The following is a 21,542-nucleotide window of genomic DNA, read 5'->3' as shown; positions in this document are numbered from 1 at the left end:
TGGCGTACGGTTACCGGGATAGCGAATTCTTTTTCATGAAGATCAAGAGCGTCTTTCCCGGTAATCCGTGAAGAACCAAAAAAAAGCCCCCGCCCAACCCGCTGCGGATAGGGAACGCAGCGAGCCGGTCGGGGGCTTAAGTCAGCAAATGCTTATTGCGCGATGGTCTTCACCGACACGCCACGCTCGATCGGGGTGGAGCGACCGTAGATATCTTCAAACCGCTCGATATCGTCTTCGCCCAGATAACTGCCCGATTGCACTTCGATGATCTCCAGTGGAATCTTGCCCGGGTTGCGCAGACGGTGAACCGAGGCAATCGGAATGTAGGTCGACTGGTTCTCGGTGAGCAGGAACACGTTCTCGTCGCAAGTCACTTCAGCGGTGCCGCTGACCACGATCCAGTGCTCGGCGCGGTGGTGGTGCATTTGCAGCGACAGGCACGCGCCCGGCTTGACCGAGATGTGCTTGACCTGGAACCGACCGCCCATGTCCACCGAGTCGTAGGAGCCCCACGGACGATAGACCTCGCAGTGGTTCTGGGTTTCGCTGCGACCCTGTTCGTTGAGGGTGTTGACCATCTGTTTCACGCCTTGGACCTTGTCCTTGTGGGCGATCATCATGGCGTCCTTGGTTTCGACGACCACGATGTTTTCCAGGCCGATCACCGACACCAGTTTGCCGTTGCCGTGGATCATGCAGTTGCGGCTGTCCTGGATGACCACGTCGCCTTTGGTGACGTTGCCGTTGGCGTCCTTTTCGTTCACTTCCCACAACGACGACCAGCAGCCGACATCGCTCCAGCCTGCGGTCAACGGTACGACGCAGGCGCGCTGGGTTTTTTCCATCACCGAGTAGTCGATGGAGTTGTCCGGGCAGCAGGCGAAGGTGGCGGCGTCGATGTCGACAGCGTCGGCATCCTGCTTGCTGCGTTCCAGGGTCAGCAGGCAGGTGTCGTAGATGTCCGGATCGTGCTTTTTCAGCTCTTCGAGGAAACGGCTGGCGCGGAACAGGAACATGCCGCTGTTCCAGAAATAACCGCCGGACTGGACGAACTCGGTGGCGCGTTTCACGTCGGGTTTTTCGACGAAGTGCGAGACGCGGCTGACGCCTTCTGGCAGCAGCGAGTCGTTGGTTGACTTGATGTAGCCGTAGCCGGTTTCCGGTTTGGTGGCCGGCACGCCGAACAGCACCATTTCGCCGTTTTCGGCGGCGACCGTGGCCAGCGCCAGGGCGCGTTGCAGGGCTTTCTGGTCTTCCAGTACATGGTCCGCCGGCAGCACCAGCATCAACTCGTCGCGGCCTTCATTGACCAGCATCATCGCAGTCAGGGCCACGGCCGGCGCAGTGTTGCGACCGAACGGTTCCATCAGGATGCGCTGGGTTTCCAGTTTGCGCGCGGTCAGTTGCTCGTTGACGATGAAACGGTGGTCCTTGTTGCAGACCACGATCGGCGTGTCCATGCCTTCGAACACCAGGCGCTCCAGGGTTTGCTGGAACAGCGTGTGCTCGCCGGTCAGGGCCAGGAACTGTTTGGGGAATTGCTTACGGGAAAGCGGCCAAAGACGTGAGCCGCTACCACCTGACAAGATCACCGGAATCATGTTGTTACTCCTTGAAAATCGTTTGGTTAGAGCTACGAACGCTGTGTCGTTTCACTCTTGTTCTTGTTCCGTGTCCCGGCTGACACCTCGATCCCTTGTAGGAGCGAGCCTTGCTCGCGATGGACGTCAACGAAAACGCGTGCTGTCTGGATGAATGCGTTGTTCTTGAGTTCATCGCGAGCAGGCTCGCTCCTACAGGGTTCCTGGTCAGCCGGAAAAATGTATTAGCGCGTCGATACCGGGCGTTTCACCCAGACCGGCGACAGGCTGCTGCCATTGCCGGTGACGTACAGCACGGCGGCCTCACCGCGTTCCAGGGCAACCGGTTTCACGTCGCCGACTTTGGTGGCGCCGTCATACAGTGCCAGGCTGACTTTCACCGGGTTGATTTCACGTTCGCCACGACCTTTGGGCGCAACGTTGGGCACCACGTCGGTCTTGCCGTCGGCGGTCTTCAGGGTCAGTGCCTTGTCGCTGAGGTTCTGCACCCGTACCAGGGATTTTTGCTTGTTCTTGAACGGCGGCTCTTCGATCAGTTGCGGTGCGCCACTGGCGTTGTTGACCAGGGTGTAATAGTGATCGCCGGCCAGTTTCACCGGCAGGCTCTGGCTGCCGACCTTGGCGCTGTAGTCACCGCCCGGCATGAAGCTGAAGTCACTGCTGGACAGCGGTGCGACATCGCTCAGGTGGGTGCTGCCGACGGTGGCGCTGACTTCGGCATTGCTGGCGTTGTAGATCCGTACGAAGGTCGAGCCTTTCGGTGCGGTCGGGCCGTAGAGTGCGGCGTCGCCACCGGCGAAAGCGTGCATCGACAGAACGCTCATGCCAGCGACAAGAGCAAAAGTCTTAGCGAGACGGCGAGGAGTAGTAGTGAAAGTCATGGTGTACCTCTCTTTCAGTTTTGCGCCCGGTCGGGCGTCTCGGATTTAGTGTTGATTGCTACGTTTTGTTGGCGCGCGCCGGCTTGTTTAAGCTCTGCGACCCACTGCGGGTCGGCGTCGCCGATTTCGTTGTTCACAGGCAGATATCGTTCGGGAAATTCCCAGATCAGCACTTGTGGCGGGCTGTTCTTGAAAGCGTCGCTTTTGAGGTAGCTGAGCATCGGCAGGATCGGGCCGTGGCCGTCCTCGGCGTAATTGACCACGTCGCTGCGCAACGCTTGTTTCAGCGCGCCCACGAAGTTCCAGTTGGGGTTGGCGCTGTAGCTGGTGCCGATCAGTGCCACCGGCACTTCGGTGTTGGCGAACAGGGCGTCGTCACCGGCTGGCTGGTCGGAAGCGGCGACGGTGTTGCGCTTCTGCAAAGGCTCTTGCGCCGGCATCAGGTTTTCGAACAGCGGGTCCAGCGGCAGGAACAGACGCAGATCGCCCTTGTGCGTGACTTTCTCCGCTGGCTCGGTGACGAAGTTCTGCGGCTCGCCGCTCAGCGGGAACTTGTCGGCAATGGTCCTGGCCAGCTTGTTTGCCGCGATTTCGGCGCCTTCCGGGGTCCAGTGGGTGTCGGTGCGCAGGAACACTTGCTTGCCGTCACGTTTGGCCGCCAGCAGCGGGCCCAACAAGTCAGGTGCCGGAATCCGGTCGGCCGCCAGGCGCTGGTGGAAGTCCTTGTAGAGGTTGGTGTGGATGCTCGCCGGTTTCACCTCACCGAGGTGTTCCGGGTAGAGGCGCACCTTGGCTGGCACCACTGCCATCACCAGCTGCACACCTTTGGCTTTCAGGGTCTGGCGCACGCCTTCGACCAGCGCGTAGTTGCCTTGCAGGTTCAGCTCTTCGTTGACGATCGGGTGGAATTCTTCATCGCTGTACAGCCACTGGTCGCGACCGAGCACCACACCCGGACGACCTTCGTTGAACAGCTTGAAGTCCAGCGCCGCCCAGAGGTTGGTGCCCAGGCGCTTGATCGGAAACTCTTCGTCGTAGTGCGTCTCTACCGCCTTGGTCCAGCGACCGTTCAGTACCGTGGCGTCGGCGTTGGTGCTGAAACCGAAGAAGCTGCGCGTGGACCACAGGCCCAGGGCCAACAGGGTCACCAGGAACAGGGCGATGTAGAAGATGCGTAATGAGCGGGTCATGGTCAGATCCCTCAGAACTGGAAGTAAAGGAACGGCGAGAAGCTTTGTGCCGAGAGTTTGAGAATCGAGGCGATGAACAGCAGCAGTACCAGCGCGCGCATCACGTAGCGCGACCAGTCAGCGGTCCAGTAGGCCGGTTGCACCTGGGCGTCGACGCCGACGGTGTAGCCAGGCTGATGGATGCTCGCCGGGTTATCCCCAGGCGCGGCCTTGATCAGGCCTGGTTCGGCGGCGGCCGGGCCGTCGCTGTCGACGTTCACCGCAGGCTTGGTCTTGACCGGTGGCTGGTTGGTGTAGAAGTCGCGCAGGCCGAAGAACGCCAGGGTCACGTACGCCACGATCAGCGTTGCCACTTGCAGGCCGGTGAGGCTGGCCTGGTTGAGTTCCGACAGCGACCAGTCGCCGAAGCTGAACATCGCGCCGTACATGCGGCCGGCGACGTGCAGGTTTTCCGCACGGAAAATCACCCAGCCCATCACCACCAGCAGGAAAGTCAGTGCCCAGCGGATCGGGTTGAAACTGCGTGGCGAAGTGTTCAGGCCAATGGCTTTTTCAATCGCCAGCCACATGCCGTGCCACGCGCCCCAGACGATGTAGGTGATGTTCGCGCCGTGCCACAGACCACCGAGCAGCATGGTCAGGAACAGGTTGCGATAGGTCATCAACGTGCCTTTGCGGTTGCCGCCCAGGGTGATGTACAGGTAGTCGCGCAGCCAGGTCGACAGGCTGATGTGCCAGCGCCGCCAGAACTCGGTGATCGACTGGCTGACGTAAGGCTGCTTGAAGTTTTCCATGAAGCGGAAACCCATCATCAAGCCCAGGCCGATGGCCATGTCGCTGTAGCCGGAGAAATCGAAATACAGTTGCGCGGTGTAGGCCAGCGCGCCGAGCCAGGCATCACCGGTGGTCGGGTTTTGCAGGGCGAAGCAATGGTCAGCCACCACCGCGAGGGTGTCGGCGATGAACACCTTCTTGATGAAACCCTGCATGAAGCGCGTGCAGCCCTCGGAGAATTTGTCGAGGGTGTGGGTGCGGTTGTTGAACTGATCGGCCAGGTCACGGAAGCGCAACACGGGGCCGGCGATCAGGTGCGGGAAGATCGCCACGAATGCCGCGAAGTCGATCAGGTTGCGGGTTGCCGGGGTGTCGCCACGGTAGACGTCGATGATGTAGCTGATGGACTCGAAGATGTAGAACGAGATCCCGATCGGCAACAGCACGTGGGTCAGGATGAACGGCTCCAGGCCCACCGACGTCATCATCGCGTTGATGCTGTCGACGCCGAAGTTGGCGTATTTGAAGTAGCCGAGGATGCACAGGTCAACGGCCACGCCGAGCAACAGCCAGCGCTGCGCCGGTTGGGTCCGCACGCCGGCGGCGCCGACTTTCAGGCCGATCCAGTAGTTCCACAGCGTGACTGCGGCGAACAGCGCGAGGAAGTCCACCCGCCACCAGGCGTAGAACACGTAGCTGGCGATCAGCAGCAGCAAGTTGCGATAGCGTTGCCCGCTCAGGTAGTACAAGCCGAGAAAGATCGGCAAGAACAAAAACAGGAACACGTTGGACGAAAAAACCATCCCGATCTCTCCTTGTTTGAACCAACATTCAAGGGCCAACGGCCCCCCCAAACCCCCCATGAAAATGGGGGGCATAACTCACATTTCACAGCTGACAACTAACCCTGTGGGAGCGAGCTTGCTCGCGATGAGGGAGTGTCAGTCGACATCAATGCTGAATGTCAGACCGCTATCGCGAGCAGGCTCGCTCCCACAGGGTTTTGGGTTTGCCTAAGAGCCTTTGCCCTTCTCATTGGCCGGGTCATAGACCCTGGTCAGGTCGCCGCCGAGGCGGAAGGTCTTGAACGGTTGCATGCCGTGCTTTTTCTCCAGCACATCGGGCGTGCAGGTGTAGAGGGTGCAGAACGGTTCGAGCCAGGCGAATTTCATGTCCTCTTTCAAGTCGGTCATGTCCTGTTCCTTGCCGTTCTTTTTCTCGAATGCGTCCGGGTCTTTCACCCCGGCGAGGACGCGATCAGCCAGGCGTTTGAGCGCGCCGTTGTTTTCCTGGCGCAAATCCACACCGTTGACCTGGGCGAAACTGGCGATCATCGCCAGCGGCGGCAGGGCGTAGTTGTGGTACGCCAGCGCCCGTTGCTGGCGCTTGAGTTCGTTGGGCAGGAAGCCGTCGGCGTCGACCTGGTTGGCGCCGACCTTGTATTCCTTGACCGCCCAATCGAACAGGTCGCGGCGGTTGGTGGCGATGGAGGTGGCCATCACCGACCAGGCGGCCCAGTACGAGTGGTTGTTGGTTTTGTCCAGCGGCAGGTTGTCCCAGTCGCTGACCACCTGATCGGCCATCTTGCTGAACCAGGCTTCGATCAGCTGCGACTCCTGCTGATGGTTGGCCAGCGGATGGGAGTCGGAAAACTTCAGGCGAATGTAGGCGGACGCCATGCTGCCCAGCGCCCATTTGCGCATCGACTTGCCGGTATGGTTGAAGTCCTTGGACATCAACGCATCGGCCTTGGCCCAGGCCGTCAGCCAGTTGAGTGTGCATTCCAGCTGTTCCGGACGACCGTCACGCATGAACTGCATCACCCGTTTGCTGGTGCCGCGCTCCAGTTTGGTGATGTCGGCGGTGCTGTCGCGGAAAGCTTTTTCCGATTGCACGTTCAACGTGGCGCGGGCCTTGTCCGAACCTTCGTACTTGCTGCGAAACTGCAGCGAACCGGTGTACGGCGTCGGCATCGCTTCGCAGCCTTCGCCCTTGTCGCCGGTCTTGAGTTTTTCGATCGGTGCGAAATAGCCCTGGGGCGGGCGCAATGGCGCCGCAGCCTGAGTAGCGCCGGCGAACATCGCCAGGCTCAAAAGCGTGGGTGCCAACAGGCTTTTCAGTTTCGGATTTCGCATGGCAGACCTCATTGCCCGGCCTGAGCGGTACGTTGCTCAGCGCTCGGGAATACGTTGCGTTTGCAGATTTTCGCTTCGACTTTCTGTGGCGCGGCATCCGTTTTTTCAGGACCCTGGATTTCGACGGCCAGCAGGTTCTGCGAGGCCCAGTCTTCGTCCGTGCGCAACTCGAAGGCGAAACGCCCGTCAGTGTCGGAGGTTTCCGGTTTGTCGATCTTGATGTCCTCGTGGCGCCCGTTCATGTACCAGAGGGTGGCTTGCAGGGTTTTCACCGAGGTGTCGGCGAAGCGGATATCGACCTGATGACTGCTGTTTTGCAGGTTCAGGTTTTTGCTGTTGACCATCAGTTCGTTCTTGCCCGGCTTCAGGGTGGTGCTGCCGGACATCTGCGCTTCCTTGCCTTCGCAACCGTTATCCAGCAGCGCCATCATCTGGCGGTAGATGGTTTCCTGGTCGAGGCGATACAGCGGCGAGAATTCCCAGATGAGAATTTTCGGCGGGTTCTTCTGGAACTCTTCGCTGCCCAGGTACTGCAGCATCGAACCTTCCAGGCCGCCGCCGGGGAAGGCCACGTTGAGAATGTCGGCGCCGATGGCCTCTTCGAGGAAACCGGCGAAGTTGTAGTTCTTGCCACTGTGACTGGTGCCGACCAGGGTGATCTGCGGGTTACCCGAGTCGCCGAACAGATCGCCATCGCCCGCTTCGCCTTTGGGCTCGGTGGTGAACTGATCCATGTACTGGATCGCGTAGCTGGTGCCACAGAGTTGACCGGCCATGTTGTGCAATGTTCCGGTCTTGCCCATGCGACCCGACTTATGGGTCTCGAACTCACGCTTGGGAATGTCGGCGTACTCAGGCAATTGCTTGATTTTCTCGGCGACGATTTTCGCCGTGCGCTGGGCACCGTACGGCGTCCAGTGCTGGTCGCCACGGAAGTAGAAGTCGTGGGCGGGCAGGGTGTCGGGCAACGATTCGTTGGTCAGTGGCGACAGGTCCGGCACCACGTAGCCCATGGCGGCGAAACGGCCGAGCATGGTCTTGTAGTTTCTCAGTGCCTTGTCGAAATCGAAGCTGGCTTTTTCCGCCGGGTTCAATTTGTTGCGGTTCACCAGGCCACGGGTCGGCTGGTAGACGACCACCAGTTCCACGCCTTTGCTCTTGAACGCATCGTGCAGTTGCTTCATGCGTTTGTAGCCGGCGGGCGTGGTGTCGAATTCGGTGCGCAGGTCTTCCTGGGTACGGAACAACCAGTCGCCCTGGGCCTGTACCAGCGTGGTGAAGTTCTGCTGATAGCGCGTGGTGTAGTTCTTCGCGTCGTGGGCAGCCGGGCACAGGCTGCAGCACGGTTCGGCGGTGAAAACGGGCGCCTTGACTTCGTCGGCACGGGCACCGCTGGCGGCCGCCAGAATCCCGAGTGTCAGGCCCGACAGGCTGAGTAATTTGATCAAGTGTGGGTGCATAAAATTATCCTCAGTCCTGCATTTCGGTCTGGCGTTCGACAGGGTCGATCAGCACGGCTTTCTGCTGGCGCACCAGCAGGTCGAGAATTTCATCCTGGCGCTCGCCGAGAATCCCCGAGAAGCTGATGCCGCTGGATTTGGTCGGTGCGAGCATGGACACGCGGTACAACTCGACGCTCAGCGGCGAGTCGATGGACAGCGGCCCGCTGCCATTGCCCGCCAGTTCACCGCCGACCACGATCAGCGACACCTGGGCGTCGAACGGGTCGAGCTTGATGTCGCGGTCGGTGTTGGTCAGGTCCTTGATGTGGCCATAGACGCCGGTCAGGCCGTTGGCCATGGCGATGTTTTCGTAGAGGCGGATGTTCACGCTGTTACGAATGCGGATGCCGTGGCGCCGGTTGCTGATGACCTTGTTGCCCCACAACAGGTTGTCGGCACTCTCGTAGAGGGTGATGCCGTCGGTGTGGTTCTGGTAGATCTCGTTGTGGGCGATCAGGTTGTTCACGCTGTTACGGTCGATCACCAGCCCCGAGAGGTGGTTGTCGTAGCTGCGGTTGTTGAAGATGAAGCTGTCGTTGACCTCACGGGAAATAATGATCCCGTGCTTCTTCTTGGTCCCGTACACCGTGTTGTCGGCGATGATCAGGCCGTGGGATCGGTCGTGCGGGTCGATGCCGTAGACGATGTTGTCTTTGTAGGTGTTGCCCTTGACCACGAAGTCGCGGGTCTCGTAGCAGTAGAAGCCGTACCACATGTCCGAGAACTCGGAGCCGACGATCCAGCCCGTCGGTTCGGGACGCTTGAGCACCTTGGCCATGTTCGGCGTGTACTGGGAAATACTCACGCCGTAGGACTTACTGTTGGCATAACCGAAACTGGCGATCTTGCTGTTGGCGATGTAGGTCTCGGTGCCGCCCCAGGACAGCAGGAACGGACGGAATTCCTTCGGCGAAGTGAACGTCGCCGGGCCGTTGTCCTTCTCGCGCCAGCCAGTGATTTTGGTATCACGCACGAACAACTGGCCGTCGTTGACCAGGAACGAACCGGCCTCCTGGGACAGGCGCAGCTCCTGGGTCTGCTTGTCGATTTCCAGGATGCCGTGGTGACCGACCACGATCGGCAGTTTCGCCAGGAACACACCCGGCGCGGTTTCGATGACGTACTTGGGCAGTTTTTTCGCCACGTCCTTGAGGTTCATGTAGCCGTCGTCGACGAAGATCGCTTGCGGGATGCCGTGCTGACGCACCACCCATTCGGCCATCTTGTTGTCACCGCCGATGAAGTCCTTCAGGGCGTCTTCCTGCATCATCCGGCGCACGCTGATCTTGCCGGCCTTGCTGCGCACGATTTTCGCGGCGACGGCTTCGGCGGTGTAGCCGGAAATGTCCGGCAATTTCGGCGTGGCCAGTTCCAGCGGCGCGGTCGGTGCGCTGCTGACGGTGTAGGTCTTGGCTTGTTGCAGTTCCTTGGCCATGGTGGCCGGCTTGGCTGCCGGCTCCACACTGGCCGACTCTGCATTGGCGAACCCAGTCGCACTGGCCAGCAGCAATGCGCCGGCCAACAGGCTGATCGAGCCTTTTCGGGCTTGATGATTCATCTGGGGAACTCCCTTCGCGGTGTGCATCAGAAGCGCCAGATCACGTCGATGAACGCGCGGTGCATGTACGAATCAACCTGGCTACCGTAGGCATCGCCGGGCTTGAACACGCCGCCACGGAAACGCACCAGGGCCGAAGGCTCATCGATCTTCTGGCTCAGTGCCGCTGGCAACAGGCCCTGCTTGAAGTACTTGGTGACCACCAGGTCCATTTCCTGACCCATGTCTTTTTCGCCATCGTTCAGCGGCAGGGAGGTGGTGGAGAGCACCGCGCCGGTGACGTCGTCGGTGTTGTTCTGCACCGCATCGATGCCGTTGCTGCCGACCGGCTTGTTGCCGTCGACACGCCAGAACTTGTGGTAGATCAGGCTGGCGTCGTACTCGTCGTTGAGCATCCACGAACCGAACAGCGTGGCGGTTTGCAGGTTGTTCATTTCGCCACGGAAGGCCTCGCCGAAACGGTGGACCCGCGAGCGGGTGCCGGTGTAGTTCGAGCGGTTGCTTTCCAGGCCGTTCTGTTCGTAATCGGCGCTGGCCCGGGCGTAGGCCGCACCGACTTGCCATTGCGGATCGAGGCGCAGGCGCACGCCCAGATCGGTGGCCCAGCCGTTGACGTCGCCGCTGTGCTTGGCTTGCGCGGGTGGAGTGCCATCGGCGTTCAGCGGGTTGACCGTGTCGCGGTCGCCGCTCATGCCGGTGACGCTGCCCCAGTAGTTGACCGTGTTGGTGTTGCGCCAGTTGTAGGCGTCGCTGTTGGCCTGCAGGCCGATCCAGCTGATGTCGCCGTTCTGTTTCTTGTCCAGTGAATCGCTGGGCACGCCCGGTTGTGCATAGTCGAGCTTGCCGTCGTCATGGGTGTGATGACCGCGAATGCCGACCCACTGACCTGGTGTCCACTGGTATTCGGCCTCGGCGTAAGCGTGCAGGCGATCCTTGTCCTTGGGCGCCAGCTCTTTCAAGTCGGTGCGGTATTCGCTGAAGCGTTCGGCGACGCCGGCGTTGGCGCGCAACAGGGTGGTGTCGAAGGTCCAGTTCACGGCTTCGATGTTGGTGTCGCGCCATTGTCCGTCGTCATTGTGCAGGCGCTGGCGACCGACTTTCAGGATCTCGCCGGGGTAGGGCGTGAAGCCGCTGTAGCCGACCCAGAACTCGCGCATCGCCAGGTAGTTCTTCTTGGTCTGGCGATCATTGTTGCTGGTGTTCTCGGTGCCTTCGGACTGTTGCAGGGTGTCGGTTTCAATGATGTCGGTGGACGTCACGGCTTGACCCATGGCGTAGGCGCTCCACGCGCCGCTTTCGCCATAGACCCAGGGACGCAGGTCCAGACCGACGCCGTTGACGTCGCCGCCGGGCTGTGTGCCGAGGTCACGGTCGTCTTCGGACTGGCCGGTGATCTTCACTTCGAGGCCGAAGTTCTTGGTTTCGGTGATCGCCGCCAGTGTCGGGCAGGACCAGATCAGCGCGAATGTCAGGCCAATACCGGCCTTGACGAATGGATTCAACTTCATAGGGATTCCTCGCCGTCTTCTTGCAGGGCGTGCAGTTGCAGCGTGTTCTGGCTCAAGGCACCACGAACGGACTGTTCTTGTTTCAACAGGCGTTGGGCCTCGGCAAGCTGCGCAGGCGGCAGTTGGGCTTCGAGTGTTTGCGCAAGCTCGGTGGCTTGGGGGGTGTTCTGGACCTTGGCCAATTGGCTGAAGACATACGCGTTGAGCGGGTCAGGCTTGGTGCCCTTGCCCTGGGAAAACAATTGGGCGATGGCGAAGTCGGCGCTGTTCTGGCCGTTGCGCGCCGCGGTCAACAGATGGTCGAGGGCCTTCTGTGGATACACCTTGCCCAGGTAGCCACGGCGGTAGATCTGGCCGAGGTAATAATCGGCGGCGACTTCGCGGCCGACGGCTTTCTGGAAGTGTTCTTCGGCGACCTTGGCATCGACCGGAACCCTCTTGCCTTCGTAGTAGAGCTTGCCCAGCAACAGTTCGGCGCGCGGCTGGTCGGCGGCGCGGCCGTTATCCAGGTACTTCATCATCTGGTCGACGTCGCCCAGTTCGGGGAAGTCGTAGAGCAGCTGCGCGAGGGTGACCCACGATGCCGGGTAACCCGGAGCGATGGGTTCGAGCAGCGACTGCGCGGTTTTTTCATCGGGCGTGCCGAGGGTCGAATCCGCCAGCACACGGGCAACGCTGTCGACCCGTTGCGCGGAAACCGTGCCGCGAGCGTGAGCCGCTTGCAGTTGCTTGATCAGTTCGGCCTGTTGTTCGGGCTTGGCCTGTTTCTGATAGACCGTGGCCAGCTCGACGTAGCAGATGTCGGTGGTGTTCAACGCGGCTTTGCAGATCGTTGCCACTTCGTCCAGGTGCTGGTCGTAAGTGCCCTGGGTGCGATAGAGCAGCACCTGCGCCAGACCCGCTTCCGGTTTGCCTTCGGCGCGCCATTGGCTGATCTGCTGCTGGGCATTGATGTTCGGGAAGCTGTGCGGGTATTGCAGGTACAGCATGGCCAACGGGATCAATGTGTTGCCTTCGCCATTGGCGGCGGCTTTTTTCAACAGGCCTTCGGCTTCGTGCTGTTCGGCTTCGGTGGAGCCGGGTTTGGCCACCAGCAGACGACCCAGGCGTGCTTGCGCTCGCGGCGAAACGCTGGCGGCGGCGCGGTAAGTTGCCTCGGCCTGTTTCATCTGCGCCGGGTCACGGCTGTCGACCTGAATGTCAGCCAGGCCGACTTGCGCCTCGCTGTAGCCCAGGTCGGCCAGTTGCTGGTAATTCGCCGCCGCGGTGGCGGTATCGCCACGCTTGAGCGCTTCGTTGGCCAGGCGCTGGTCGGGCAGGCCGGCGCAGCCGGCGAGGCTGACTGCCAGTGCGACGGCACACAGTGAGCCCATGTGGGAGCGAGCCTGCTCGCGAAGCAGGCGCCCCGGTGCATCAGCCAAACCGCGTCGATCCTTTCGCGAGCAGGCTCGCTCCCACAGGGTCGGCGGAGTGTTCAAGGTAGGAGTGGTCACAGGCATGTCCTCCGCTTAAAGACCAGCGGCCATGGCTTTGTCGATCAGCCAGTTCAGGTTCGGGCCACGGTCGCTGCTCACTTCCACCGGGCGGCCGGCGAGGGTGGTGTCCAGGGCTTCGTCCGGCTGGATCAGGACGCGAATGTCGGACGACAGGTCGGCGCTTTTCAGGCTGGTGCTGCTGACGATCTTGCCGGTGCGGGATTTGTCTTCGCCGGCGATCTGGAAGCGCACCGCGGTGCCTGGCAGCACGTCGCTGAACTGGCGATAGGAGAAACGCGCTTCAACGTTGGCTTCGCTGTTGCGCGGTACCAGTTGGAAGATCACGTCGCCTTTGCTGGCGTACTGACCGTTGGCGACCATTTGCTGGGCCACGGTGCAATCGCACGGCGAAGTGAGGGTGCCGGTCATTTGCTTGCCGAACAGCTCTTCGACCTTGGCCGGTGTCAGTTGATCGTCTTCCAGATGGCCCTTGAGCACGTCGAGCATGCTGGTGCTGAAGGTCGCCAGCGGCGCGCCTTTGGCGGCCACGCCATCGGGTTTCAACAGACTCTGCACGGTACCGTCGCGGGGCATGGTGATGCTCACGCCGGGCACGCTGACCAGTCCGGCCTGGGCGTGGCTGACGAAGTACATGCCGTACACCGACTTGAAGATGAACCCGAACGCTGCCAGGCCAACCACGAAGATCCCCAGGCTGAAGGTCACGGCTTTCATGCGTCCGAACGCGGACATGCCGTGGCCGCCGTCCTTGACCTTGCGGGCCTTGGTGAAGTTGTCGCGCTGCAGCGTCGCCAGCACTTCGCCGATGCTGACGATGTCGCCGGCCAGGTGCGAGGTGATCAGGTGACGCAGGGTCGAGATGTCTTGTTGTTCCAGGTTCTGGAACTGGCAACCGGTGCGACCGCTCTGGCGATCGAAGGAGCGAACCTGCAACTCGACGTCCATGGCCAGGCCGAGGTTGTCGATCACGAATTGCAGGCGCGCCTTGTACACGTCGCCGATCTTCAGCGGCAACTGGCCGGCATTGAAGGCCAGGCCACCGGCGGAGAGGTCGAGCACTCGTGCTTCGACCGGCGTGCGGTCGGGACCGTAGAAGCGCAGCTTGGCCGGGATTTTCACGCGGGCGTGTTGGCGCTGGGCTTCGGATTCATGCACTACGTTGGCGTTGACGGCGGTATTCATAGGGGCGGTTTCCTGGTTAATTCAATAAGGGGGCGGTCAGACCATCATCAGCAGCACGGCGACGAAAATGCTGCCGGCGGAGAAGGTCATGGTCCGAGACGACCAGGTGTTGAACCAACGTTGAAAGCTGGCGAGATCACGGGTCAGGGAAGTGGGCTGGCGAGTCCAGGACTGTTGGTCGAGGCGGAAGAACACGTAGATCTTCACCAGCGCACCGACGATCTGGTTGTAATAGAGAATCGCCGGGTAGGCCGGGCCGATCCGGTGACCGGAGCAGGACAGCAGCAGGGTCAGGATCAGGCGGGTGATACCGATCCACAGCAGGTAAACCAGGATGAACGCGGTGCCGTACTTGAAGCTGGCGATCATGGCGACGGTCAGGCCGAGCAACGAGGTCCACATCGACACGCGCTGGTCGAACAACACCACGGACGTGAACACACCGAGACGTTTGATCCCCAGGCCCAGGGCGCGGGAATTCTGGCGCAGGTTGTTGCCGTACCAGCGGAACATCAGTTTGCGGCTGGCCTTGATGAAGCTCTTCTCGGGCGGGTGCTCCACGGTGTGGATCGCCGCGTCCGGCACGTAGAAGGTGTCGTAGCCCAGGCGCATCAGGCTGAACCAGCTCGACTTGTCGTCACCGGTGAGGAATTTGAAACGACCCAGGCGCCAGTGTTGCAGCGAGTCGCTTTCCACGTCGGCGATGAAGTCCGGGTTGGTCACGACGCTGGCGCGGAACACCGACATGCGGCCGGTCATGGTCAGCACGCGCTTGGACAGGGCCATCGAGCACATGTTGATGTGACGCTGGGCAAAGCGCAGCTTGTGCCATTCGCTCATGATGTAGCCGCCGCGCACTTCGCAGAACTCGTTGGTGGTCAGGCCGCCGACGTTGCCGAACAGCTGGAACCACGGCACGGTCTTGAGCACCACGCCCTCGGCGAGCACGGTGTCGCCATCGATCACGGCCACTACGGCGCGGTCATCCGGCAGGTGACGGGAGATGGCGCGGAAGCCGTAGGCCAGGCCATCACGTTTGCCGGTGCCGGGAATGCGCACGAAATCGAGCTTGACCCGGGCCGGTGGATTCATCCGGTTCCACAGGCTTTTCACCAGCAGCTCATCGGACATTTCCACGATGGAGCAGACCACGGTGGTCGGCAGGCCGCAGTCGATGGCTTCACGAATCACCGAGCTGTAGACCTGTGCGGTGGTCAGGGCGTCGATGCGGAAACTGGTGACCATCAGAAATACATGGGACGGGTCTGCCGCTTTACCCAGCTTGCGCACTTTGCGCCGCAGGTGCGGGTAGACCACGTACAGAAACAGCATGCCGCGCAGAAAGTGCGTGGCCCCCATCGAGTAGCGCCAGATGCCGACGATACCGATCAGGAAAATGAAGTCCTTCGACTCGGAGTCGAACGTGGACACAGGCAACGCCATGGCGATGCCCATCAATAAACTTAGATAAAACAGCCAACCGGCGGCCTGGAGTAGGCCGTGCTTTAGCCTGTGCATAATCTGCATCCGTCTAGATCTCGGGTTAACGCAGGCGTACAAACCTGAAGGAGCGAGCTTGCTCGCGATGACGCTGGGTATCTGATACCCAGCGGTGTTCTCAGGTGCATCGCGAGCCAGCTCGCTCCTACAGGGGGCTTACCAGCAAATGCCTTCGGTGCGGCCGCTGACGCTGGTGGCCTTGGACATGAAGCCGACCAGGTCGATCACCTGCTTGCCGTGAGGAACGTTCTGCACCAGAGTGCGGAATTTCTCGTCGCGGTTGCCGAGGATGATCACGTCGGAGTTGTTGATCACGTCGTCGAAGTCGGCGTTGAGCAAGGACGAGACGTGAGGGATCTTCGACTCGATGTAGTCCTTGTTCGCGCCGTGGACACGGGCGTATTCGACGTTGCTGTCGTAGATCTTCAGGTCGAAACCTTTGCCGATCAGCATTTCCGCCAGGTCCACCAGCGGACTCTCGCGCAGGTCGTCGGTGCCGGCCTTGAAGCTCAGTCCCAGCAGGGCGACTTTGCGTTTGTCGTGGCTTTCGACGATGTCGAAGGCGTTTTGCACCTGGGACTCGTTACTGCGCATCAGCGAGTTGAGCAGCGGGGCTTCCACATCCAGCGAGCTGGCGCGGTAGGTCAGGGCGCGAACGTCCTTGGGCAGGCAGGAGCCGCCGAACGCAAAGCCCGGGCGCATGTAGTACTGGGACAGGTTCAGGGTCTTGTCCTGGCAGACCACGTCCATCACTTCGCGGCCGTCGACGCCGACGGCCTTGGCGATGTTGCCGATCTCGTTGGCGAAGGTCACCTTGGTGGCGTGCCAGACGTTGCAGGTGTACTTGATCATCTCGGCGACGGCGATGTCCTTGCGGATGATCGGCGCGTCGAGCTCTTCGTACAGCGATTGCAGAACGTCGCCCGAGGCCTTGTCGAACTCGCCGATGACGGTCATTGGCGGCTGGTCGTAGTCGGCGATGGCGGTGCTTTCGCGCAGGAACTCAGGGTTCACGGCGACACCGAAATCGACACCGGCCTTCTTGCCGGAGCAATCTTCGAGGATCGGGATGACCACGTTGGCCACGGTGCCTGGCAGCACGGTGCTGCGGACCACGATGGTGTGGCGGGTGCTCTTGTCGCGCAGGACAAAACCGATTTCGCGGCACACCGCTTCGATGTAATTCAGTTCCAGATCGCCGTTCTTCTTGCTCGGCGTGCCGACGCAGATCATCGACAGGTCGGTGTCACGAATCGCCTCGGCGAAGTTGGTCGTGCCACGCAGACGGCCAGTCTGGATACCTTGCGCCAGAAGTTCGCCCAGGCCCGGTTCAACGATCGGCGATTTGCCGGCATTGATCATATCGATCTTGTCTTTGGCAACATCGACGCCGACAACGTCATGGCCCCGTGCAGACAGGCATCCGGCACAGACTGCGCCGACGTAACCCAAACCAAATATGCTGATGCGCATCGCAATTACCTCTCTATTATCAAGCCTGTATTCATTAAGCCATTAGATGGCTGGAGTTAAGGGTGTTTCAGCGGTCATAGTGCATTCGCAAGTGCGGCTTACAGGCGCAACAATGCCGTGTTCTGGCATATGAATGACGAGTGTCTAAATAAGTGCACTCAAGATGTGCGCAATCGGGCCTTATTGTTATGACGTGCCCTGTTATGCAGCCAATCCTCTATTCAGAGGATGTCCGTGCAATCGTCTTGCGCGCTCGATGTCAGGCCATAAGCCCGTAAATCAAGCGCTTGGGTGCTCCATTGAGCACGCTTATAGGGGCGCTGCCATGGCCTTGTAGGGGATAGTCATAAAACGTTATCTCCTGTCCGTTGTGTATTGCCCAAATCAGGGATTATTCAGCACAAGTTGATGTGACAACTTTGCTACATGGATCTCTGTTCTGCGTAAGTTATCTCGTACAAGCATTGTGAGGATCGTTACCGGTGGTATGAGCGGTGCATTCGGACATAGTTCCGACCCGCTGATCACGAATTCTGAAATTTCTTGAAATATTGAGAAAGATGGCACTGCTTTCATATTGATAGCACTTGCCGTTTCGCCCTTTATATATAGGCGATTTATTGGGAGGGATAGTTTTTTGCCACTACCGATAAAAATTTTCAGTGCCACTACTGAAAAAAATCATCAAAGTCGAGTGAAACTAAAGTTATAAATCGGAGTGATGTATTTTTGGCGCCATGAAAATGGCGATAGTGGCGGGAGAATTGTGGGGGCTCAATGGGGGCGCATGACGGATCTGAGCCTCATGCGCCACCCCGGCGTTTCAGTCTGGAGCGTGATCGCGCAGGAACACCAGATTGTCCGGTTTAGACTGCTCGGCGCTGTACCGATAGCCTTGCACGTCGAACTGTTTGAGGGCGGCCGGGTCGTTGATGCGTTCTTCGATCACGAAGCGACTCATCATGCCGCGGGCCTTTTTCGCGTAGAAGCTGATGATTTTGTACTGGCCGTTCTTCAGGTCCTTGAACTCGGTGTTGATGATGCGCGCCTTCAAGGCGTTGCGTTTGACCGCCGAGAAGTACTCGTTGGAGGCCAGGTTCAGCAGCACGTCATCACCCTGGTCAGCCAGGGCTTCGTTCAACCATTCGCTGATCCGCGTGCCCCAGAACGCATACAGATCCTTGCCACGGGCATTGGCCAGCTTGGTGCCCATTTCCAGGCGGTACGGTTGCATCAGGTCCAGCGGGCGCAGCAAGCCATACAGGCCGGAAAGCATGCGCAAGTGTTGCTGGGCGTAATCGAAATCGGCTTCGCTGAAGGTTTGTGCATTGAGGCCGGTATAAACGTCGCCCTTGAACGCCAGCAAGGCCTGTTTGGCGTTTTCAGGGGTGAACGCGGGCGTCCAGCTGCCGAAACGCGCGGCGTTGAGCCCGCCGATCTTGTCGGAGACATGCATCAGCTCGCTGATCTGCGCCGGTGTCAGTTCGCGCAATTGCAGGATCAGCTCCTGGGAATGGTCCAGGTATTGCGGCTGGGTAAAGCGCTGGGTCGCCGGCGGTGTTTCGTAATCGAGGGTCTTGGCGGGTGAAATCACCATCAGCATGAAGTCGTCTCCTTTAATCGTGGGGGCGATTCTAGGGGGTTGTCCTGGTTGACTCCAGCTATCAAGGCCATAGGTGATGATCGGTGGCTTTGCACAAAACCCTGTGGGAGCGGTGCTGCGAGTGTTTGGACTGGATCGGCTATAGTGCCGCGCGGGTTTTGTTATGGAGACATCTCATTGCGCATCGTTTTTCTATTTTCGGCCTGGCTCTTGAGCTTCGGGGCCATGGCGGCGCCGGGTGATGTGGCGACCCTTGATCGCAGCACCTGGCCTGAACAACTCGGCAACCCGACGCTGTTCGATGTCGCGTCACGCGCCGAAATCCTGATGTTTGCCCGCGTGCTGCTGGCCAGCGAAGCCCTGGACGAGCCCGCACTGGCCCAGCGCCTGGGTTTGCGCACGGTCAACATGGCGTCGGTCAACCATGTTCGCCAGCGCCTGTGGCTGCGTCTGTTGAGCAGCTACAACTTCGCCCAGCAGAGCTGCGACCAGGATGCGTCTTTCTGTTTCCTGGTCGAGGACATGCCCACCCTGCGCGAGCAAGCCGCCAAGTTCCAGATCAGCGAGGACAGCTACTACATCAAGTGGGCCGAACCGAGTCGCCTGTTTCATGCCCAGTACCTGGACGAGCAATTGCGCAAGGCCGCGCTGTTTCCGCAAACCAGTAGCGAAGTCGATCGTTTCGGCGACTTTGAGCGCAATGGCGACGAGATGCACGACCGGCTGTTTCTGCTGACCTTCGACAGTGCCGCCAATGCCCTGCCGGACAACACGGACTGGGTCACCGAGTACCTGCGCAAGTCGAACATGAGCGGCACGTTCTTCGTCCTCGGCAAGGATATCCAGACGCGTCTGGCCGAGCGTTCGGTGGCGAGCCTGCAATCGACCTACTCGATGCAGTGCGTCGGCGTACAGGGTTGGGAGTTCCGCTCCCACAGCCATTGGCAGGACTGGCAGGATTCGGTGCGGCGTAGCGCCGAGCTGGTCAAAAGCAAATTGCCGGAGAACTACGTGCCGCTGTTTCGCCCGCCCGATGGTCAGCGCCGTTCCGACGCGCAAGGCTTCTTCAAGTCTCAGGGGTTGCAGGTGGCGTTATGGGACATCGATGCCCAGGACGGCGCCGGCAAGCTCAAAGCCGGCCAGAGCGCGCAACGGGTGCTGACCCTGATGCTGCTGTGGCGTCATGGCGTGATCAATTTCAATGTGAAACAGGATGGGGTGAAAACGGCGATGCCCTGGCTGATTACGCAAACGGCGCAAAGCGGGATCGGTTGGGAGGACTGCCAGAACGGGTTCCGGTGAAAAGCCGGAGCGCGTTTCGCCGGGAAGGGCGAAAGCCCGTAAACATTGGGCAAAGGGCGATTTCGGGAGGGATTTCGATGCAGGCGGACTTCCGACTTTAACGGGGTGATGGCAGTCCGCCAAGTGCTATTGGTCATTCTGAAAAATAAACTTCAAAAAAACGTCAAAGTGCTTTTTTCTGTCATGTGTTTTGGAGTATTACGAAGACAGACCGCCGAAACCTGCAACACAGGTGGCGTCTTCCAAGACCCGTTTGTTTGCAGTCACTTGGATCTCCGCAGGTGAGATTCGGCGGCCACTTCGAGGCGCAGCACCGCCAAGGTATTGCGTCGACTGGCTCCCACAAAGGTGACCGAGTATGGATGATCACGGACGTAGCTCTTCTTCCAACCAGCCAATCCTTTATGTACTCGATACCAATGTATTGATTCACGATCCAAACGCGCTCCTCAATTTCGAAGAACACCACGTCGCCATCCCGATGACCGTGCTGGAAGAGCTCGACAAGCTCAAGAGCGGGCATCACAGCGTCGCGGCCGAATGCCGCCAGGCCATTCGCCTGATCGACAAGACCCTGGGCGATGCCTCCCCCGAGGACGTCGAACAGGGTGTGCCGATCCAGCGGGGCAAGAGCGGGCCGAAGGGATTGCTGTCAATTCTGATGAGCAAGCGTGCCGAGCCGAACCTGATTCTGCCCGAGCATCTGAACGACAACAAAATCATCAACCAACTGATCGACCTGCACGCGCGCGATCCGAAACTGCCCGTGGTGCTGGTCACCAAAGACATCAACATGCGCCTCAAGGCCCGCGCTTGCGGGATCGCGGCCGAGGACTACAGCACCGACCAACTGGTTGACGACGTATCGCTGCTGCCCAATGGTTATCACAACATGACCGGTTCCTTCTGGGACCGTGTGAGCAAGGTCGAAACCCGTCAGGACCATGGCCGCACCTGGCATCAGGTGCAACTGATCGACAACTTGCCGGCCGTGCACATCAACGAGTTCATCATCGATGAGCAGGGCTTTGTCGGCTGGATCAAGGAGATCGAAGAAGACAAGCTGCTGATTCTGGACCTGCACCAGGAACCCCTGCTGCATCAGGAAGCCTGGGGCCTGAAGCCACGGGACATTTATCAGAGCCTGGCGCTCTACGCCTTGCTGGATCCAGACATCCACCTGGTCAACCTGTCCGGTGCGGCCGGCTCCGGTAAAACCATCCTGGCGCTGGCGGCAGCCATCGAGCAAACCATGGTCAGCAAGCGCTACCGCCGGATCATTGCCACCCGTAGCGTGCAGGGCCTGGACCAGGAAATCGGCTTCCTGCCCGGTACCGAAGCGGAAAAAATGGAGCCATGGCTGGGCGCCATCACCGACAACCTCGAAGCCTTGCACATGGATGACGAAAGCACCCATGGCAGCGTCGATTACATCCTCAGCAAAGTGCCGTTGCAGTTCAAATCCCTCAACTACATACGGGGCCGCAGCTTCCAGCAGAGTCTGATCCTGATCGACGAGTGCCAAAACCTCACGCCGCACCAGATGAAAACCATCATCACCCGTGCCGGCGCCGGTTCCAAAGTGGTGTGCCTGGGTAACCTGGCGCAGATCGACACCCCCTACCTGTCCGCGACCAGCTCCGGGCTGACCTACCTGACGGAACGCTTCAAGGACTTCCCGAACGGGGTGCACATCACCCTGCAAGGAGTGCCACGTTCGATCCTGGCCGAATACGCCGAATCGCATCTGTAACCGTTCAACCAAAACCGGGCGGCCGCCAAAGCCGCCCGGTTTTTTTATGCCCGACGGGCCGATAATCGTGCGTGCGGAAAT

Annotated in this window: 15 protein-coding genes; 2 read left to right on the top strand and 13 right to left on the bottom strand. The window is 60.0% G+C overall.

The features are described from left to right. Window positions 1-152: 152 nt before the first annotated feature. The 13 genes from JQF37_RS09335 to yaaA all read right to left on the bottom strand — a co-directional run bounded on the left by JQF37_RS09335 (window position 153) and on the right by yaaA (window position 18,406). Entirely contained in the window at window positions 153-1,604 is a 1,452-nt protein-coding gene (locus JQF37_RS09335) for a mannose-1-phosphate guanylyltransferase/mannose-6-phosphate isomerase (protein WP_130204410.1), read from the bottom strand. A 224-nt stretch (window positions 1,605-1,828) separates the two neighbouring features. Then, window positions 1,829-2,485 (bottom strand): alginate O-acetyltransferase AlgF, encoded by a 657-nt coding sequence (locus JQF37_RS09330; RefSeq protein WP_130204411.1) that lies wholly within the window; start codon window positions 2,483-2,485, stop codon window positions 1,829-1,831. A gap of 14 nt (window positions 2,486-2,499) precedes the next feature. Continuing rightward, entirely contained in the window at window positions 2,500-3,675 is a 1,176-nt protein-coding gene (locus JQF37_RS09325) for an alginate O-acetyltransferase (protein ID WP_130204412.1), read from the bottom strand. A gap of 11 nt (window positions 3,676-3,686) precedes the next feature. Next, entirely contained in the window at window positions 3,687-5,252 is a 1,566-nt protein-coding gene (locus JQF37_RS09320) for an MBOAT family protein (protein ID WP_130204413.1), read from the bottom strand. Window positions 5,253-5,462: 210 nt separating this feature from the next. Continuing rightward, window positions 5,463-6,584, bottom strand: coding sequence for a mannuronate-specific alginate lyase (locus tag JQF37_RS09315; RefSeq protein WP_130204415.1), 1,122 nt, complete (start codon window positions 6,582-6,584; stop codon window positions 5,463-5,465). A gap of 8 nt (window positions 6,585-6,592) precedes the next feature. Then, a complete protein-coding gene (locus JQF37_RS09310; RefSeq protein WP_130204416.1) occupies window positions 6,593-8,044 on the bottom strand; it encodes an alginate O-acetyltransferase in 1,452 nt (483 codons plus the stop codon). Between the two features lie 10 nt (window positions 8,045-8,054). Next, window positions 8,055-9,644 (bottom strand): mannuronan 5-epimerase AlgG, encoded by a 1,590-nt coding sequence (algG, locus tag JQF37_RS09305; RefSeq protein WP_130204417.1) that lies wholly within the window; start codon window positions 9,642-9,644, stop codon window positions 8,055-8,057. A gap of 26 nt (window positions 9,645-9,670) precedes the next feature. After that, complete coding sequence (locus JQF37_RS09300) at window positions 9,671-11,152, bottom strand: alginate export family protein (protein WP_130204418.1); 1,482 nt, start codon at window positions 11,150-11,152, stop codon at window positions 9,671-9,673. Then, window positions 11,149-12,645, bottom strand: coding sequence for an alginate biosynthesis TPR repeat lipoprotein AlgK (algK, locus tag JQF37_RS09295; RefSeq protein ID WP_204149619.1), 1,497 nt, complete (start codon window positions 12,643-12,645; stop codon window positions 11,149-11,151). The genes JQF37_RS09300 and algK overlap by 4 nt, the downstream gene beginning before the upstream one ends. A 15-nt stretch (window positions 12,646-12,660) precedes the next feature. Next, window positions 12,661-13,830, bottom strand: coding sequence for an alginate biosynthesis protein Alg44 (locus tag JQF37_RS09290; RefSeq protein WP_130204419.1), 1,170 nt, complete (start codon window positions 13,828-13,830; stop codon window positions 12,661-12,663). Between the two features lie 36 nt (window positions 13,831-13,866). Further along, complete coding sequence (gene alg8 / locus JQF37_RS09285; RefSeq protein ID WP_189340260.1) at window positions 13,867-15,351, bottom strand: mannuronan synthase; 1,485 nt, start codon at window positions 15,349-15,351, stop codon at window positions 13,867-13,869. 135 nt (window positions 15,352-15,486) lie between these two features. Beyond that, entirely contained in the window at window positions 15,487-16,803 is a 1,317-nt protein-coding gene (locus JQF37_RS09280; protein ID WP_130204421.1) for a nucleotide sugar dehydrogenase, read from the bottom strand. An 823-nt stretch (window positions 16,804-17,626) separates the two neighbouring features. Then, window positions 17,627-18,406 (bottom strand): peroxide stress protein YaaA, encoded by a 780-nt coding sequence (gene yaaA, locus JQF37_RS09275; protein WP_047532869.1) that lies wholly within the window; start codon window positions 18,404-18,406, stop codon window positions 17,627-17,629. A 177-nt stretch (window positions 18,407-18,583) separates the two neighbouring features. Here yaaA and JQF37_RS09270 point away from each other — a divergent pair, with 177 nt between their 5' ends. Both JQF37_RS09270 and JQF37_RS09265 read left to right on the top strand, forming a co-directional pair. After that, complete coding sequence (locus JQF37_RS09270; protein WP_130204422.1) at window positions 18,584-19,708, top strand: polysaccharide deacetylase family protein; 1,125 nt, start codon at window positions 18,584-18,586, stop codon at window positions 19,706-19,708. A gap of 358 nt (window positions 19,709-20,066) precedes the next feature. Continuing rightward, a complete protein-coding gene (locus JQF37_RS09265) occupies window positions 20,067-21,461 on the top strand; it encodes a PhoH family protein (RefSeq protein ID WP_047532864.1) in 1,395 nt (464 codons plus the stop codon). The last annotated feature ends 81 nt before the right edge of the window (window positions 21,462-21,542 follow it).

Source organism: Pseudomonas sp. MIL9, from assembly GCF_016887925.1.
GTDB lineage: Bacteria > Pseudomonadota > Gammaproteobacteria > Pseudomonadales > Pseudomonadaceae > Aquipseudomonas > Aquipseudomonas mohnii.
Note: the sequence above shows the minus strand (reverse complement) of the source record. Positions and strands in the feature narration are given on the sequence as shown.

What these genes read in the sequence shown, in the direction of transcription:
- JQF37_RS09335 (WP_130204410.1), bottom strand. Translation starts at nt 1,604, where the DNA reads ATGATTCCGGTGATCTTGTCAGGTGGTAGCGGCTCACGTCTTTGGCCG.
- JQF37_RS09320 (WP_130204413.1), bottom strand. Translation starts at nt 5,252, where the DNA reads ATGGTTTTTTCGTCCAACGTGTTCCTGTTTTTGTTCTTGCCGATCTTT.
- JQF37_RS09265 (WP_047532864.1), top strand. Translation starts at nt 20,067, where the DNA reads ATGGATGATCACGGACGTAGCTCTTCTTCCAACCAGCCAATCCTTTAT.
- JQF37_RS09300 (WP_130204418.1), bottom strand. Translation starts at nt 11,152, where the DNA reads ATGAAGTTGAATCCATTCGTCAAGGCCGGTATTGGCCTGACATTCGCG.
- JQF37_RS09280 (WP_130204421.1), bottom strand. Translation starts at nt 16,803, where the DNA reads ATGCGCATCAGCATATTTGGTTTGGGTTACGTCGGCGCAGTCTGTGCC.
- yaaA (WP_047532869.1), bottom strand. Translation starts at nt 18,406, where the DNA reads ATGCTGATGGTGATTTCACCCGCCAAGACCCTCGATTACGAAACACCG.
- JQF37_RS09330 (WP_130204411.1), bottom strand. Translation starts at nt 2,485, where the DNA reads ATGACTTTCACTACTACTCCTCGCCGTCTCGCTAAGACTTTTGCTCTT.
- JQF37_RS09310 (WP_130204416.1), bottom strand. Translation starts at nt 8,044, where the DNA reads ATGCACCCACACTTGATCAAATTACTCAGCCTGTCGGGCCTGACACTC.
- JQF37_RS09290 (WP_130204419.1), bottom strand. Translation starts at nt 13,830, where the DNA reads ATGAATACCGCCGTCAACGCCAACGTAGTGCATGAATCCGAAGCCCAG.
- algG (WP_130204417.1), bottom strand. Translation starts at nt 9,644, where the DNA reads ATGAATCATCAAGCCCGAAAAGGCTCGATCAGCCTGTTGGCCGGCGCA.
- JQF37_RS09325 (WP_130204412.1), bottom strand. Translation starts at nt 3,675, where the DNA reads ATGACCCGCTCATTACGCATCTTCTACATCGCCCTGTTCCTGGTGACC.
- JQF37_RS09315 (WP_130204415.1), bottom strand. Translation starts at nt 6,584, where the DNA reads ATGCGAAATCCGAAACTGAAAAGCCTGTTGGCACCCACGCTTTTGAGC.